20 protein-coding genes and 1 other annotated feature are annotated in these 12,241 nt (G+C 26.8%); of the genes, 13 read left to right on the top strand and 7 right to left on the bottom strand.

Features of this window, described 5'->3' with window-relative positions:
* Positions 1-47: 47 nt before the first annotated feature.
* The 3 genes from IC174_RS08950 (at position 48) to IC174_RS08940 (ending at position 3,272) form a co-directional block, all read left to right on the top strand.
* Positions 48-1,238 carry a MalY/PatB family protein gene (locus IC174_RS08950; protein WP_227482730.1) on the top strand — a complete coding sequence of 397 codons (1,191 nt, stop codon included), beginning with the start codon at positions 48-50 and terminating at the stop codon, positions 1,236-1,238.
* Between the two features lie 137 nt (positions 1,239-1,375).
* Positions 1,376-1,631, top strand: a binding site (T-box leader).
* Positions 1,632-1,689: 58 nt separating this feature from the next.
* A complete protein-coding gene (gene asnA, locus IC174_RS08945) occupies positions 1,690-2,691 on the top strand; it encodes an aspartate--ammonia ligase (protein WP_227432373.1) in 1,002 nt (333 codons plus the stop codon).
* Between the two features lie 191 nt (positions 2,692-2,882).
* A complete protein-coding gene (locus IC174_RS08940; RefSeq protein WP_227432374.1) occupies positions 2,883-3,272 on the top strand; it encodes a YkvA family protein in 390 nt (129 codons plus the stop codon).
* A gap of 166 nt (positions 3,273-3,438) precedes the next feature.
* On the opposite strand, the gene IC174_RS08935 is transcribed toward IC174_RS08940, so the two are convergent.
* The 3 genes from IC174_RS08935 to IC174_RS08925 form a co-directional block, all read right to left on the bottom strand.
* Positions 3,439-4,557 (bottom strand): site-specific integrase, encoded by a 1,119-nt coding sequence (locus IC174_RS08935; RefSeq protein ID WP_227482729.1) that lies wholly within the window; start codon positions 4,555-4,557, stop codon positions 3,439-3,441.
* Positions 4,558-4,626: 69 nt separating this feature from the next.
* Positions 4,627-5,028, bottom strand: a complete 402-nt coding sequence (locus tag IC174_RS08930; protein WP_227482728.1) for a type II toxin-antitoxin system HicB family antitoxin — start codon at positions 5,026-5,028, stop codon at positions 4,627-4,629.
* 40 nt (positions 5,029-5,068) lie between these two features.
* The gene (locus IC174_RS08925) at positions 5,069-5,266 is read right to left on the bottom strand and encodes a type II toxin-antitoxin system HicA family toxin (RefSeq protein ID WP_227482727.1); all 198 of its coding nucleotides are present in this window, start codon (positions 5,264-5,266) and stop codon (positions 5,069-5,071) included.
* Between the two features lie 624 nt (positions 5,267-5,890).
* Between IC174_RS08925 and IC174_RS08920 the strand changes: the two genes are divergently transcribed.
* The 3 genes from IC174_RS08920 to IC174_RS21115 all read left to right on the top strand — a co-directional run bounded on the left by IC174_RS08920 (position 5,891) and on the right by IC174_RS21115 (position 7,901).
* Positions 5,891-6,337 (top strand): type II toxin-antitoxin system antitoxin SocA domain-containing protein, encoded by a 447-nt coding sequence (locus IC174_RS08920; protein ID WP_227482726.1) that lies wholly within the window; start codon positions 5,891-5,893, stop codon positions 6,335-6,337.
* The gene (locus tag IC174_RS08915) at positions 6,304-7,248 is read left to right on the top strand and encodes a hypothetical protein (RefSeq protein WP_227482725.1); all 945 of its coding nucleotides are present in this window, start codon (positions 6,304-6,306) and stop codon (positions 7,246-7,248) included. The genes IC174_RS08920 and IC174_RS08915 overlap by 34 nt, the downstream gene beginning before the upstream one ends.
* A gap of 524 nt (positions 7,249-7,772) precedes the next feature.
* Positions 7,773-7,901, top strand: coding sequence for a hypothetical protein (locus tag IC174_RS21115; protein WP_255618924.1), 129 nt, complete (start codon positions 7,773-7,775; stop codon positions 7,899-7,901).
* Between the two features lie 34 nt (positions 7,902-7,935).
* Here the strand turns inward: IC174_RS21115 and IC174_RS08910 are convergent, their stop codons facing one another.
* Complete coding sequence (locus tag IC174_RS08910; RefSeq protein ID WP_227482724.1) at positions 7,936-8,310, bottom strand: helix-turn-helix domain-containing protein; 375 nt, start codon at positions 8,308-8,310, stop codon at positions 7,936-7,938.
* 166 nt (positions 8,311-8,476) lie between these two features.
* Here IC174_RS08910 and IC174_RS08905 point away from each other — a divergent pair, with 166 nt between their 5' ends.
* The 3 genes from IC174_RS08905 to IC174_RS21375 all read left to right on the top strand — a co-directional run bounded on the left by IC174_RS08905 (position 8,477) and on the right by IC174_RS21375 (position 9,513).
* Positions 8,477-8,680, top strand: coding sequence for a helix-turn-helix domain-containing protein (locus IC174_RS08905; RefSeq protein WP_021423652.1), 204 nt, complete (start codon positions 8,477-8,479; stop codon positions 8,678-8,680).
* A gap of 39 nt (positions 8,681-8,719) precedes the next feature.
* Positions 8,720-8,992, top strand: a complete 273-nt coding sequence (locus tag IC174_RS21380) for an ORF6N domain-containing protein (protein WP_413927185.1) — start codon at positions 8,720-8,722, stop codon at positions 8,990-8,992.
* A gap of 89 nt (positions 8,993-9,081) precedes the next feature.
* Positions 9,082-9,513, top strand: a complete 432-nt coding sequence (locus IC174_RS21375; RefSeq protein ID WP_413927184.1) for a hypothetical protein — start codon at positions 9,082-9,084, stop codon at positions 9,511-9,513.
* An 82-nt stretch (positions 9,514-9,595) separates the two neighbouring features.
* Here the strand turns inward: IC174_RS21375 and IC174_RS08895 are convergent, their stop codons facing one another.
* Complete coding sequence (locus IC174_RS08895; protein ID WP_227482723.1) at positions 9,596-9,790, bottom strand: hypothetical protein; 195 nt, start codon at positions 9,788-9,790, stop codon at positions 9,596-9,598.
* A gap of 102 nt (positions 9,791-9,892) precedes the next feature.
* Here IC174_RS08895 and IC174_RS21110 point away from each other — a divergent pair, with 102 nt between their 5' ends.
* Complete coding sequence (locus tag IC174_RS21110) at positions 9,893-10,021, top strand: hypothetical protein (protein WP_255613034.1); 129 nt, start codon at positions 9,893-9,895, stop codon at positions 10,019-10,021.
* A gap of 3 nt (positions 10,022-10,024) precedes the next feature.
* Here the strand turns inward: IC174_RS21110 and IC174_RS08890 are convergent, their stop codons facing one another.
* Complete coding sequence (locus IC174_RS08890; RefSeq protein ID WP_074438730.1) at positions 10,025-10,204, bottom strand: Arc family DNA-binding protein; 180 nt, start codon at positions 10,202-10,204, stop codon at positions 10,025-10,027.
* A gap of 135 nt (positions 10,205-10,339) precedes the next feature.
* Here IC174_RS08890 and IC174_RS08885 point away from each other — a divergent pair, with 135 nt between their 5' ends.
* From IC174_RS08885 to IC174_RS08875, 3 genes are all read left to right on the top strand, one after another.
* Positions 10,340-10,519, top strand: coding sequence for a hypothetical protein (locus IC174_RS08885; protein WP_227482722.1), 180 nt, complete (start codon positions 10,340-10,342; stop codon positions 10,517-10,519).
* Entirely contained in the window at positions 10,512-11,312 is an 801-nt protein-coding gene (locus IC174_RS08880; protein WP_227482721.1) for a phage antirepressor KilAC domain-containing protein, read from the top strand. Before IC174_RS08885 ends, IC174_RS08880 begins: the two co-directional genes overlap by 8 nt.
* An 83-nt stretch (positions 11,313-11,395) precedes the next feature.
* Positions 11,396-11,566, top strand: a complete 171-nt coding sequence (locus tag IC174_RS08875; protein WP_227482720.1) for a hypothetical protein — start codon at positions 11,396-11,398, stop codon at positions 11,564-11,566.
* A 208-nt stretch (positions 11,567-11,774) separates the two neighbouring features.
* Here the strand turns inward: IC174_RS08875 and IC174_RS08870 are convergent, their stop codons facing one another.
* Positions 11,775-12,125: a helix-turn-helix domain-containing protein gene (locus IC174_RS08870; protein ID WP_227482719.1), complete on the bottom strand. Its 351-nt coding sequence runs from the start codon at positions 12,123-12,125 to the stop codon at positions 11,775-11,777.
* Positions 12,126-12,241 lie beyond the last annotated feature (116 nt).

Genomic DNA, 12,241 nt, shown 5'->3' with positions numbered 1-12,241 from the left:
AGTGACAAATTTAATATTTATAGAATTTATATTTTTAGGAGGCTTAAATGAGTAAATATAATTTTGATAGAGTTGTAGACAGAGTAGGAACAGACTGTGTAAAGTGGGATTTCAGAACTAATTGTTCACCAAAAGCACAAAAAGATGGTTTACCTTTTTGGATTGCAGATATGGATTTTGAATGTGCAGAACCAATAATAGAAGCATTACATAAAAAAATCGACCACAAAATATTTGGATATAGTTCTAATAATAGTGACGAATACTTTGATGCAGTTTGTGGATGGTATAAAAGAAGATTTAACTGGGAAGTAAATAGAGAAGATATTGTTTTTAGCCCTGGAGTTGTACCTGCTGTAGCTATTTTAGTAAGAATATTAACAAACTCTGGAGAAGGAGTAATAATTCAAAAACCAGTATATTATCCATTTGAAGCAAAGATAAAAAGCAATAATAGGGAAGTTATAAATAATTTTCTAATATATGAAAATGGAACTTATAGAATGGATTACACTGATTTAGAAGAAAAAGCTAAGTGTGGCAATAATAAAGTACTTATTCTTTGTAGCCCTCACAATCCTGTTGGTAGAGTATGGAGAGAAGAAGAATTAAAAAAAGTCGTAGAAATATGCAAAAAATATGACTTGTGGATAATAGCAGATGAAATACACTCTGACTTAATTCGAAAAGGATTTAAACATATTCCTTTACAATCATTATGCCCAGAATATAAAGAGAAAATAGTCACATGTATAGCTCCAAGTAAGACATTCAATTTAGCTGGAATGCAATTATCCAATATAATAGTGAATAATAAAGAGTTAAAGAAGAAGTATCAAGATGAAGTTACAGCTGTTGGAGTTGGTACTTCACCAAATCCTTTTGCTATTGTAGCTACTATTGCAGCATATAATGAAAGTGAAGACTGGCTTGATGAATTAAATGAATATCTAGATAATAATATAAAATTTATTGATGAATACTTAAAAGAATACTTACCAAAAGTTAAACTTGTTTATCCAGAAGGGACATATCTAGCTTGGCTAGACTTTACTGCTTATGGATTAAATGAAGTAGAACTTGAAGATTTAATGTTTAAAAAAGCCAATGTATTATTTGATGAAGGTTATATATTTGGAAAAGAAGGTATTGGGTTTGAAAGAATAAATGTAGCATGCCCACAATCTCTATTAAAAGAATGTATGGATAGATTAAAAACTACATTTGAAAACTTATAAAACATGGGGAAAAATGTATAAAGTATATAAAAAATAAAAAATAATAAACTTGACAAAATTTAACTAATCACTTATCATACTATTATGAATAAATAGAAAACACAAAAGTTAACTTTTATTAAAGTAAAAATAAAACTTTAAAGACGTTGAAAGGAAGAGTAGGTATAGAATGTAATTAAAGCGAGTTGGTGATGGTGTGAGACCAATATGAAGTCTATAGTGAAGAACATCCTGGAGTTGCTAACTGAAATTTTAAAAGAGTAGGCTTAGTCGGAACCAAACCGTTATCATATTGGGATGTATCGAGTAATATCTGTACATTATGAGCTGGGTTTGAATCTATTTCAAACTAATCAGGGTGGTACCGCGGAAAAGCAACCTTTCGTCCCTTTTTATAGGGATGAGAGGTTTTTTTAATGGAAAAATATATAGAATATAGGGAGTGAATAGTATGAGTACAATAATACCAAAAGATTATAAAAGCAGTCTAAATGTAATTGATACACAAGTAGCCATAAAAAAATTAAAAGATTTCTTTGAAATGAGATTGAGTAATGAGTTAAATTTAATAAGAGTTTCTTCACCACTATTTGTATTGCCTGAAACAGGTGCAAATGATAATTTAAATGGAGAAAAAGCAGTAAGCTTTGATATACCATTTATGGATAAAAATGCAGAAATTGTTCAATCACTTGCAAAATGGAAGAGATTAGCTCTTAAAAAATATGGTTTTGCAGTTGGAAGTGGTTTATATACAGATATGAATGCAATAAGAAAAAATGAAGAATTGGACAATATACATTCTTTATATGTAGACCAATGGGACTGGGAATTAGTTATAGAAAAAAGTAGCAGAAATGAAAAAACTTTAGAAGACGTTGTAAAAAGATTATATGGAGTATTTAAAGATACTGAAATATTTGTGTGTAGTATGTATGAAGGTATAAAAGAAATTTTACCAGAAGAAATAACATTTATAACATCACAGGAATTAGAAGATATGTATCCAGAGTTATCGCCAAAAGATAGAGAAGATAAAATTGTAAAAGATAAAAAAGCTGTATTTATAACACAAATAGGAAAGACATTAGTATCAGGAGAAAAACATGATGGAAGAAGCCCTGATTATGATGATTGGGAATTAAATGGAGATATACTATTTTATAACCCTGTTCTAGATTCTGCATTAGAATTATCATCAATGGGAATTAGAGTTGATGAAGAATCACTAGATAGACAGTTAAAGCTTGCTGGATGTGAAGATAGAAAAGAATTTGATTATCATAAAATGCTTTTAAATGGTGAGCTTCCATATACAATTGGTGGAGGAATTGGTCAATCAAGAATCTGTATGTATTTCTTGCAAAAGGCACATATAGGGGAAGTACAAGTTGGAGTATGGCCACAAGATATGATTGAAAATTTTAGAAACGCAGGAATTGAATTGTTATAATTAAAAATAAATTAATATTATTGTAAAAATTATAAACAATTTAAAATACTTAAGTTATTATATAACTGTCCATATGTAATCAATACAATTTAAGTATAAACTAATTAATAAAATTTATATCTAAAATATTCATCAAATTAATTATATCGGTTATAATGTAGAGTAACCTATGATTATAAGAGGTGATAAATATGGAACTTTTAAAAAGAGTTATTGATATAATTTTAGATACTTTAAAAAAAATTTTAGTAAGATTTAAAAATGCTAAGTTTGGATTACTTTTTATATTTGATTTACTTAAACTACCAGATTTTATGACAGATAAAAGAATAAATATAATTGATAAGGTCAAAGTAGTTTCTGTATTAGTTTTTACTGTATCCTACTTTGTATCTGGTATTGATATAATACCTGAAATGCTCGCTGGAGCATTTGGATTTATAGATGATGCTATAGTATTAATTTGGAGTATAGGTATTGTGAATGAAGAAATTAATAAGTACAGAATCATTGCAAAACAGGATAAACATTCAAATATAATTGAAAATGTAGAATTTTCTATAAAAGATGAAGAAGAATAACATTTTATAAGTGTTATGCTTAGATATTATACAATATTAAGTGCTGCTAGATAGTAGTAAAATACTGCTTTTTACTACTGTCTAGTAATAAATATTTGACTGACATCTAACTGACAAATAAAAAAATATATGATTAACTGACATCTTACTGACATAGAACTGACGATTATTTAAATAAGATTTTACTTAAATTATCAGAAGCTTCTTTGTCCATTTCTTCTAAAACATGAGAGTATTTATTCATAGTTATTTTTATATCTGTATGACCTAATCGTTCTGAAATAGTTTTTATGTTAGTGCCAGATAATAACATCAAAGTTGCATTTGTATGTCTAAGTTCATGCAATTTTATATACCTAAGATTGTTGTTCTCTAATAATCTTTTAAAAGGTTTAAAAAACATTTGTTGTGTCCAAGGTTTAAATTTTGAATTTAGACATACTAAATCTAATTCATTTTTTAGTATCCCTTGTAATTTTAATTTACTTTGTCTTAACTTTTCATCTTTTAACAAAATTATTAACTCAGTTGGTGCTGTCAATCTTCTTTTAGATTTATCTGTTTTAGGTGATTTAAAAGTTACTTTTCCATCAACATGAATCATTGTTTGTTTTACATTTATAATACTTTTATTAAGTTCAACATCACACCATCTAATTCCTACAGCTTCACCGAAGCGTAGACCAAGTCCTAACATTAAATAGATAGGTATAGCTAAATCAGTATCAAGACACCTTTCTAACAGTATCTGAGCCTCCTCTTTGGTATAAAAATTAGTTGTAGATGCATTTTCTTTATTTGGAGTTATTACAAACTTAGAAACATCTTCTTGTATTTCTCTAAGTCGATAAGCTTCATGCAATAAAGCATTTAAAAAACTAATCGAATTTTTTGCGGAATTCAAAGAATATTTTTTATATATTTTATTGACATATGTTTGTAAAAGGTTTGGACTAATATCAATTAATTTTATATCTTCAAAAAAAGGTTGGATGTGATTTCTAATTATACTTTTTCTGTTTCTTAAAGTATATGGAGAAAAGTCATCCTTTTTTTCCTCTATGTATCTATAGCATCTGTCTACAAGCGTTACAGTGTTTGGAGCAACAAACTTATTATTGTTTATAGTAGATTTTATTTCAATTAAATGTTTTTCAGCATCCTTTTTCTTTTCATAACTTCCATAACTTTTTTGTTTCTTTTTCCCAGTTTCTTCTTCCACATACTCCACATATACATGAAATTTTTCACTTCTTTTTCTTATAAAAGCTGATTTTATATTCATATGTACACTCCCTTTATAAGTTTTGAATAAAATTTATATAAAAGAGCAGTTAGACTGCTCTAATTATATCTAATGAATATTAAGATGATTTTTTAAAGCTTCTTGAAGTATCTGAGAAAAATTAACCTTATTTTTTTCAGCTTCTCTATTAAGCCATTGTGGGATAGTGAGAGTTTTTTTAACAGAATAATTCTCTATAGCTTTTCTGTGAATAGGCATATATATCTCTATTAAAGTAGGTATTTGATTTTTCTCTAAGTTTAATTTATCTATAGTTGTTGGATTAGGTATTATGTTATTGTCTTCTTCCATGCCATACAGATGTAGCCCTAGAGCTTCTTTTGCCATTTTTAAGGCTTCTTCTGTTGTATCTGCACATGTAAGGCAACCTGGCAAATCAGGAAATTCTACAGAGATACCATCGCTATCATAGCTTAGTATAGCAGGGTATACATATATATCTTTTTTCATTTTATCAACTCCTTTAAAGGTTTTGCAAGGAGAGAAGGGATTAACTAACATTAATCCCAGCTTGTTTAAAAATACTTTTTACAGTTCTGATAGGCAAATCCTTGTTTGGATGTGGTACTGTAACTTTACCTTTTTTGGTAGGATGTTTAAATTGGTGGTGGTCACCAACACAATTTACTTCATACCATCCATCTGCATTAAGTATTTTTAAAATTTCTCTTGAAGAATAAGATTTCATATTCCCTCCTTACAATTATATTATAACACGTATTTATATACGTGTCAATTGATGAGAAGATAAATATTTTAAAGAATGAAAAGAAAGCTTAGTGTAAAATTATTAAGGTGTATTTTAACAATTAAGAGAATTAAAACTATACGTGCATATTGTATTGTATTATATAAAATTTTACAAATATAGTAGTTTTTGAGCTTTTAGTGTGTTATACTTATGTTACAAAAAGGATACTTAACTGTGTTAGATTGATGTATTTGTTTTTAAATTGATAAAACAAGATATATTGTACAATGTTATCGAACGTATGTACGTGATAAACAATTTTATGATTATTAAATAGAAATACTTGGTCATTATCGAAACAGTTCTTGTATAATGTTACGACGATTTTGAATATAAAGAAGTATATACTAATTTATATCTATATTTTAAAAAGCACAAAGTATATGGTATTTTTTGACATATATTTGATTAGAATAAGTAAAAGTGGAAATTTTATGCTATAATAATTCTATAGACATAGAACCGCTATTATGACATTTTATTCAAATAATATAAACTTAGTATAAATAATATAATTTTACAAATATTATTTAATAATGAATACGAGCGGAGGTGTTTTATATGTTTAACGTAAATTGTAGTGCTATAGAGGTTGCTAAATATATCTTATGGTATTGCGAAAATGCATGCAATCATCCTATAAGTAATTTGAAATTACAAAAGATACTATATTATGTACAAGGAAAATATGTAGCCAATTTTAGAAAACCTCTTTTTTATAATAGGATAGAGGCCTGGGATTATGGTCCAGTAGTTCCAGATGTATATTTTGAGTTTGGAGAATACAATAGTAAGGCAATAAAAAATATAAAACCTATAGATTTTAATTTGTTTAATGAAAACGATGAAATATTTATAAATAAAATTGTGGAATCGTTAGTATATAAAGATGTATGGGATATTGTAGAGCAAACTCACTCAGAAGACCCATGGAAATATAGTTATATGAGAGGTCGAAATGAGGAAATATCAATTTGGGATTTAAAGGATTGGTTCGAAAAGCATTAGGAGGAACAATGAAGTTTGTATCTGATGAGCAAGTGGAACTAGTATTAAAAAAGTTAGAAAAAGGAAAATTAGAACAGCTAAAGAAGATTGAACTGGATGGAAATAGTATTAGGTACAGTTTTATATTAGAATATATAAAAGTTTTAGGCGTTGATAGTAGAGATAATTTACAAATAAACACTTTACTTTATATGGAAACCAATGAAGGGGATATTGATGATATTTTAGTTCATATATTAAATCATATTTTGTTAGAGATTCCTAGAGCTAAAGAAATGGAATCTCTAAGAAATGAAAGTAAAAATACAAAAGAAACAAATAATAATATGAGGTCTGAGATACAAAATTATGTGATGGCAGTAAAAGAGTGTGAGGAACGGGTTTCAAAATCACAGAGTGAATTTATAAGTATTCTAAGTATATTTGCAGCTGTCATAATCGCATTTCTTGGAGGCATGAGCTTAATAGGAAGTGCGTTAAACAATATGGATAATGTAAGTAAATATAGATTAATCTTTGTGCTACTTACGATTGGTTTTATAATGTTTAATGTTATTTATATGTTGCTCTATATAGTATCAAAGTTAGTTCATGGTAAGATATATATGGAGAAAAAAGAATGCAAGGGTTGTGAAGATAGAAAAATATCAAACTGTTTAATAAATAGGCATCCTTTGTTATTTTATTATAATTATTTTTCAAGTGTTTCAATTTTTATAGTATTTTTATTATATAATATTGATAATTACAATATCCTTAGTGCTATAGCTGATATTTTGAATTTAGATAATAAAGTAGCTTTTATAGCTATATCAGGTTCTATATTTTTAGGCATTGTTTTATTTATAATATATAAGATGTCAAAACAAATTATATTTGATAAAGATTGTTCTAAGTCAGATGCAAGCTAGTTTAATTATTAATGTTTAAGGAAAAAGGATAAACATGTTCAACATGTTTATCCTTTTTTATTTTTGTTTTACTTTATAATAATAATTTAAGTATATAAAATCTTCCATACAAATACTATGTATATTGGGAAAAACATAGAATTAAATAGTTTTGAAAAGAATACTATATTTATATGGTATAAAAAGTAAAACGAAGATTTTAAAATTAAATAATAAAAAATATTATAAAAACAAGAAAATACAAAAAATTATAATTAAAAAGACGATTAATAATATACAGGAATGGAAAAAATAACCAACTGTCTACAAATTTCGATTTTTTTGTTACAATTCCCCTTTTTTTATTGCATATATTTAACAAAAGTATTATTATGTAAGTAAGATAATTATCAAAGACAATTCTGAATAGTCGGAAAACATTTCTAGAAATCAAAGGGTATAATTACATAGTTTTTATTAAAAATTGTTGGGAGTTTTTAACTAAAAATAAGAACATAGGTTCTTATAACAGGGGGATGGTATATGTGCAGTATTCAAAAAGATTAATATTAGAACTAGAGAATTTATTTAAAAACTTTAAAGAAGTTGAGGAAGAGGAATTTGAGAAGTATAAAAAGATGTTGAAAGAAGAGAAAGAAAAAAGAGAGGTATAGTTCCTCTCTTTCAAATATGCTATATTTATAAGCTTTAATTGCCATTATGTTTAATATTTTTTTCTGTTACAAATACTTTTGCGATTTTTAACATTTTATCTCTAGTTTCTTCATCTAAGCTAATAACTATTTTTATCAATTCTTTTATATCATCTGGACTACTTAAACTATCTATAAATTCATAGCTTTCATCAATATTTAGTTTTTCTGTATCTGACAAACCAAGAATATAATCAGTAGATACATCAAAAATTTTAGAAAAGATTATTAACTCCTCATCTCTTATTGCTCTTTCGCCAGATTCTATTCTATTCATAACACTTGTATTTATATTTGCTTTTTCAGATAATTCTTTTTGCGACATATTCATATTTTCCCTAAGATATTTAATTCTTTGACTTGCATTCATGTATAATCACCTCGAAAAATTTTCTATTATGGAAATATAATAGCATACTTTTCTATAATAGAAATAAAAAATTTCTAAAATAAATATAAAAAAGCCTTGAATTTCTAATTTAGAAATGTTATTATTGAAATATAGAAATTGCTAAAATAGAAATTGAGGTGAGTGTATGAAAAAGATAAACCATGATTTTATAAAAAAAAGAAGAAATACATTAAATTTATCTTTACAAAACGTTGCAAAAGAATTAGGTTTTAAAAACGCATCAACTTATTTTAAATACGAGACAGGTCAATATTCAATTAGAGCTGATATGTTGCCTAAATTATCTAAGATACTTGATTGTGATATAGAAAATTTTTTTACAAATTAAATTTCTAAAATGGAAATTTGATGAAGGGAGTAGATAAATATGAATAACTTACAAGTAATAGAAAGAAACAACGAAAGAGTTTTAACTACACAACAACTAGCAGATGTATATGAAACTGATGTAAACAATATACAAACTAACTTCAATAGAAACAAAGAGAGATTCAAAGAGAATATACACTATTTTTTATTACAAGGTGAGTATTTGAAAGAGTTTAAGAACCAACCTACTAATAGTCAGTTGGTTTCAAAACATTCTAGTCAATTATATCTTTGGACTGAAAGAGGGCAAATAGACATTGTAAAATCCTAGATACAGATAAGGCTTGGGAACAGTTTGATAACTTAGAAGAAACATACTTCAAGGTTAAGCAACAGAAACCATATTGCATAGAAGACGTTTTGATAGAAAGTTTAAAGGAAATGAAAGATTTAAGACTACAAGTTAATCAAGCTAACAATATAGCATTAGAAGCAAAAACAGAAGTTAAAACAATAAAAGAAGTTGTTTCATTAAATGCTACAGACTGGAGAAAGGATACACAACAACTAATTGCAAGAATAGCAAAACAACAAGGTGGTTTTGAACATATAAACATGCTTAGAAGAGAAAGTTACGAGTTACTAAACAATAGGTTTGGAGTTGACTTAAATCGAAGATTAATCAATAAAAGAAGAAAGATGGCAGAAGAAGGGGTATCTGAATCTAAAAGAGATAAGGTGAATAATTTAGATGTAATACAAGACGATAAAAAGCTTATAGAGGGTTATGTGACCATTGTAAAAGACATGGCTTTAAAATACGGAATATCAAGTGATTTAAGTAAGAATTAGTTTAAATTGAACTAGCACTTTGAAAACTAAATACAGAATAAAAATATCTCCCTTAAAAGTTTTTTAAAGAGAGATAAACACTTTATTTTGTAACTATTTGAATACATGATGGATGAACACAATAGTTTCTATCTTTGTAATCTATAGAAACATAATTACTTGAGTACATTTCATCAAGGTTCCCATTAATATATTCTACTGCATTGCAACCATTTATAGTGCCAATATCAGTTATATCAATCCAGTTATTAAATATCTTAACATAAACAAATTTCATGATAACACCAACTTTCATTAGAATTTAAATTAATTATAACATGGTGTATTGAGATAATGTGTTAAGAAATAGATACAGAATATTCAAAAGAGGTGAGATAGATTGAATAGTAAAAAGAAATATACACTGAGTATTACAGAAGAATTATATGTTAAATGCAAAGAAAAAGCTAATCAAAGAGGTATGTCAGTAAATGAGTACATACTATCAGTGATTAGCAAAGCTTTATAAATGTTATTCTTCAATATTGACTTTTATTTCTCCTTTTGTTTGTTCATAATTTTCAACATGCTTCTTTATTAGTTGTTCAATTTCTTTATTAGCAGAACGACCTTCACTTTCTGCAATATACTTAATTTTTTCAAGTAAAATTTTATTTATTCGCAAAGTGTATTTAGGCAATGAAGTTGACATAATAATACCTCCTTTTTAAAGTCTAAATGATGTCATTATTATATCATAAAAATAATTTATAGAAAATCTATAAAATATATTGACGGCATAAAGACGGCGTGATATTATTAAAACAAGAAAGGAGTTGGCGGCAAAATGAACTCAAATAAAAAGAGAATAACTGTTAGGATGCCCGAAAAATTAAATGAAGAAATAACCAGAAAATCAAAATACTTAGGATTAACGAAAAACTCATTTATAATAGACATTTTATGGAAAGAATTTGATTCATCTAAATATAAAAATAACAATAAGGAGGACAATAAATATGAATGACTTAACAATTATCAAGCAAAACAATAAATACTTAGTTGAGAGTAGAGAAGTAGCTGAATTAATAGAAAAAGACCATAATCAATTATTAAGAAGTATAAGAGGTTACATAAGTGTATTAAAGCAGAGTGCAAAATTGCACACTGATGATTTTTTTATTGAAAGTACTTACAAGAATGAAAATAATCAGAAATATCCTTGTTACTTATTAACTAAAAAAGGTTGTGATATGGTAGCTAACAAAATGACAGGAGAAAAAGGGATTATATTTACAGCAATTTATGTAACTAAGTTTGAAGAAATGGAGCAAGAGTTAAAAGAACAACAACCTAAATTACCAACTACATATAAAGAAGCATTACAACAGTTGTTAATAGAAGTTGAAGAAAAAGAGTACTTACAATTACAAAGCAAGATGAAAGACCAAGTTATAAACGAACTCAAACCTAAAGCAGATTACACAGACACAATACTAAAAAGTGATAGTTTGGTTACGATAACTCAGATTGCAAAAGATTATGGTATGAGTGGTACAGAAATGAATAAATTGCTTCATAAATTAAAGGTGCAATATAAGCAAAGTGAGCAATGGCTTTTATATAAGGAACATCAAGGCAAAAGATATACTCACTCAGAAACAATAGAGATAACTAGAACTAATGGAAATATAAGTACAAAAATGATAACTAAATGGACTCAAAAAGGAAGATTGTTTTTACATGACTTATTAAGAGCAAATAACATATTGCCAGAAATAGAAAAGAATAATAATCAACAATTATCAATGTTAGGTTAAATTGAACCAGCACTTTGAAAACCAAATACAGAATATTTTGAAATATATTATTTTAATTAATTATTAACTAGGAGGTTAAATACATGAAAAATAATACAAGTGATTCAAGAGTAAAATACTTTTGCAAGTGTCCATACTGTGGGTTTGACAATGAGGTAGAAGTTAAAAAAGGATTGAAGCCTAAGATATGTTGCTTATGTACAAAAGAAGTTGAATATGAAAAACTGGAGCAACAAAGTACTCCAGCAAAATAGAAATTAATAGATACGAATATTATCATAAGAATCTAATTCTTTTTCTAGTTCATTTACAACATGATTATATTGAAGTACATATTCTGCTGCAAAGTTAGAGTTTGATATACGCTCTTGACATGCAGGACATGTTAAACCATGGTTGCAAATTTCTCTAAATTTAGATTCTGTTATGGTAACTTTAATAATAAAAATAAAAGCCCTATTTCTAGGACTCTTGTTGAATGTGTTTTTCTTGAATTATCAAAAGTTCCTGAATTTGTTTTTCTATAAAAACCTTATATTCATCATCTAGTTGTTCATATTTTTCGGCTATTAATTTAGTTAAGTCATTATAACTTTTTAAACCATCTAAGCTATTATCATCATCATTAATTAGCCAATCTTTGTCCACATTATGAGTCAAAGAAACGCAATTAATAAACATTTGAGTTGGTTTTACATTGTCTAATTCGAGATTTGTAATATTGGCTCTTGAAACTCCGATAGTTTTAGCAAAATCACTTTGTGTTAAACCTTTTGTAGTTCTTATTAGTTTAAGTTTTTCGGCAAAGTTCATGTTTACACCTCCTAAAAATATAATACCATGGGCAATTGTTTATGTCAATACAAAATGTTGCCAAACAAACAAAAAACGTTTTAAAAAGGAGTGTAAAAGTGTTGACACAAACAAAA

Source organism: Clostridioides sp. ES-S-0001-03, from assembly GCF_020676075.1.
Taxonomy (GTDB): domain Bacteria; phylum Bacillota; class Clostridia; order Peptostreptococcales; family Peptostreptococcaceae; genus Clostridioides.
The sequence above is the reverse complement of the archived record's forward strand: the minus strand, read 5'-3'. Positions and strand labels throughout refer to the sequence as shown.

Bases quoted from the DNA above. Each gene is read 5' to 3' on its own strand.
- IC174_RS08920 (WP_227482726.1), top strand. From the start codon at position 5,891: ATGTTTAACGTAAATTGTAGTGCTATAGAGGTTGCTAAATATATCTTA.
- IC174_RS08935 (WP_227482729.1), bottom strand. From the start codon at position 4,557: ATGAATATAAAATCAGCTTTTATAAGAAAAAGAAGTGAAAAATTTCAT.
- IC174_RS08870 (WP_227482719.1), bottom strand. From the start codon at position 12,125: ATGAACTTTGCCGAAAAACTTAAACTAATAAGAACTACAAAAGGTTTA.
- IC174_RS08910 (WP_227482724.1), bottom strand. From the start codon at position 8,310: ATGAATGCAAGTCAAAGAATTAAATATCTTAGGGAAAATATGAATATG.
- IC174_RS08895 (WP_227482723.1), bottom strand. From the start codon at position 9,790: ATGAAATTTGTTTATGTTAAGATATTTAATAACTGGATTGATATAACT.
- IC174_RS08875 (WP_227482720.1), top strand. From the start codon at position 11,396: ATGAAAAATAATACAAGTGATTCAAGAGTAAAATACTTTTGCAAGTGT.
- IC174_RS21380 (WP_413927185.1), top strand. From the start codon at position 8,720: ATGAATAACTTACAAGTAATAGAAAGAAACAACGAAAGAGTTTTAACT.
- IC174_RS08930 (WP_227482728.1), bottom strand. From the start codon at position 5,028: ATGAAAAAAGATATATATGTATACCCTGCTATACTAAGCTATGATAGC.
- IC174_RS08905 (WP_021423652.1), top strand. From the start codon at position 8,477: ATGAAAAAGATAAACCATGATTTTATAAAAAAAAGAAGAAATACATTA.
- IC174_RS08940 (WP_227432374.1), top strand. From the start codon at position 2,883: ATGGAACTTTTAAAAAGAGTTATTGATATAATTTTAGATACTTTAAAA.
- IC174_RS08885 (WP_227482722.1), top strand. From the start codon at position 10,340: ATGAACTCAAATAAAAAGAGAATAACTGTTAGGATGCCCGAAAAATTA.
- IC174_RS08890 (WP_074438730.1), bottom strand. From the start codon at position 10,204: ATGTCAACTTCATTGCCTAAATACACTTTGCGAATAAATAAAATTTTA.
- IC174_RS08950 (WP_227482730.1), top strand. From the start codon at position 48: ATGAGTAAATATAATTTTGATAGAGTTGTAGACAGAGTAGGAACAGAC.
- IC174_RS08925 (WP_227482727.1), bottom strand. From the start codon at position 5,266: ATGAAATCTTATTCTTCAAGAGAAATTTTAAAAATACTTAATGCAGAT.
- IC174_RS08880 (WP_227482721.1), top strand. From the start codon at position 10,512: ATGAATGACTTAACAATTATCAAGCAAAACAATAAATACTTAGTTGAG.
- asnA (WP_227432373.1), top strand. From the start codon at position 1,690: ATGAGTACAATAATACCAAAAGATTATAAAAGCAGTCTAAATGTAATT.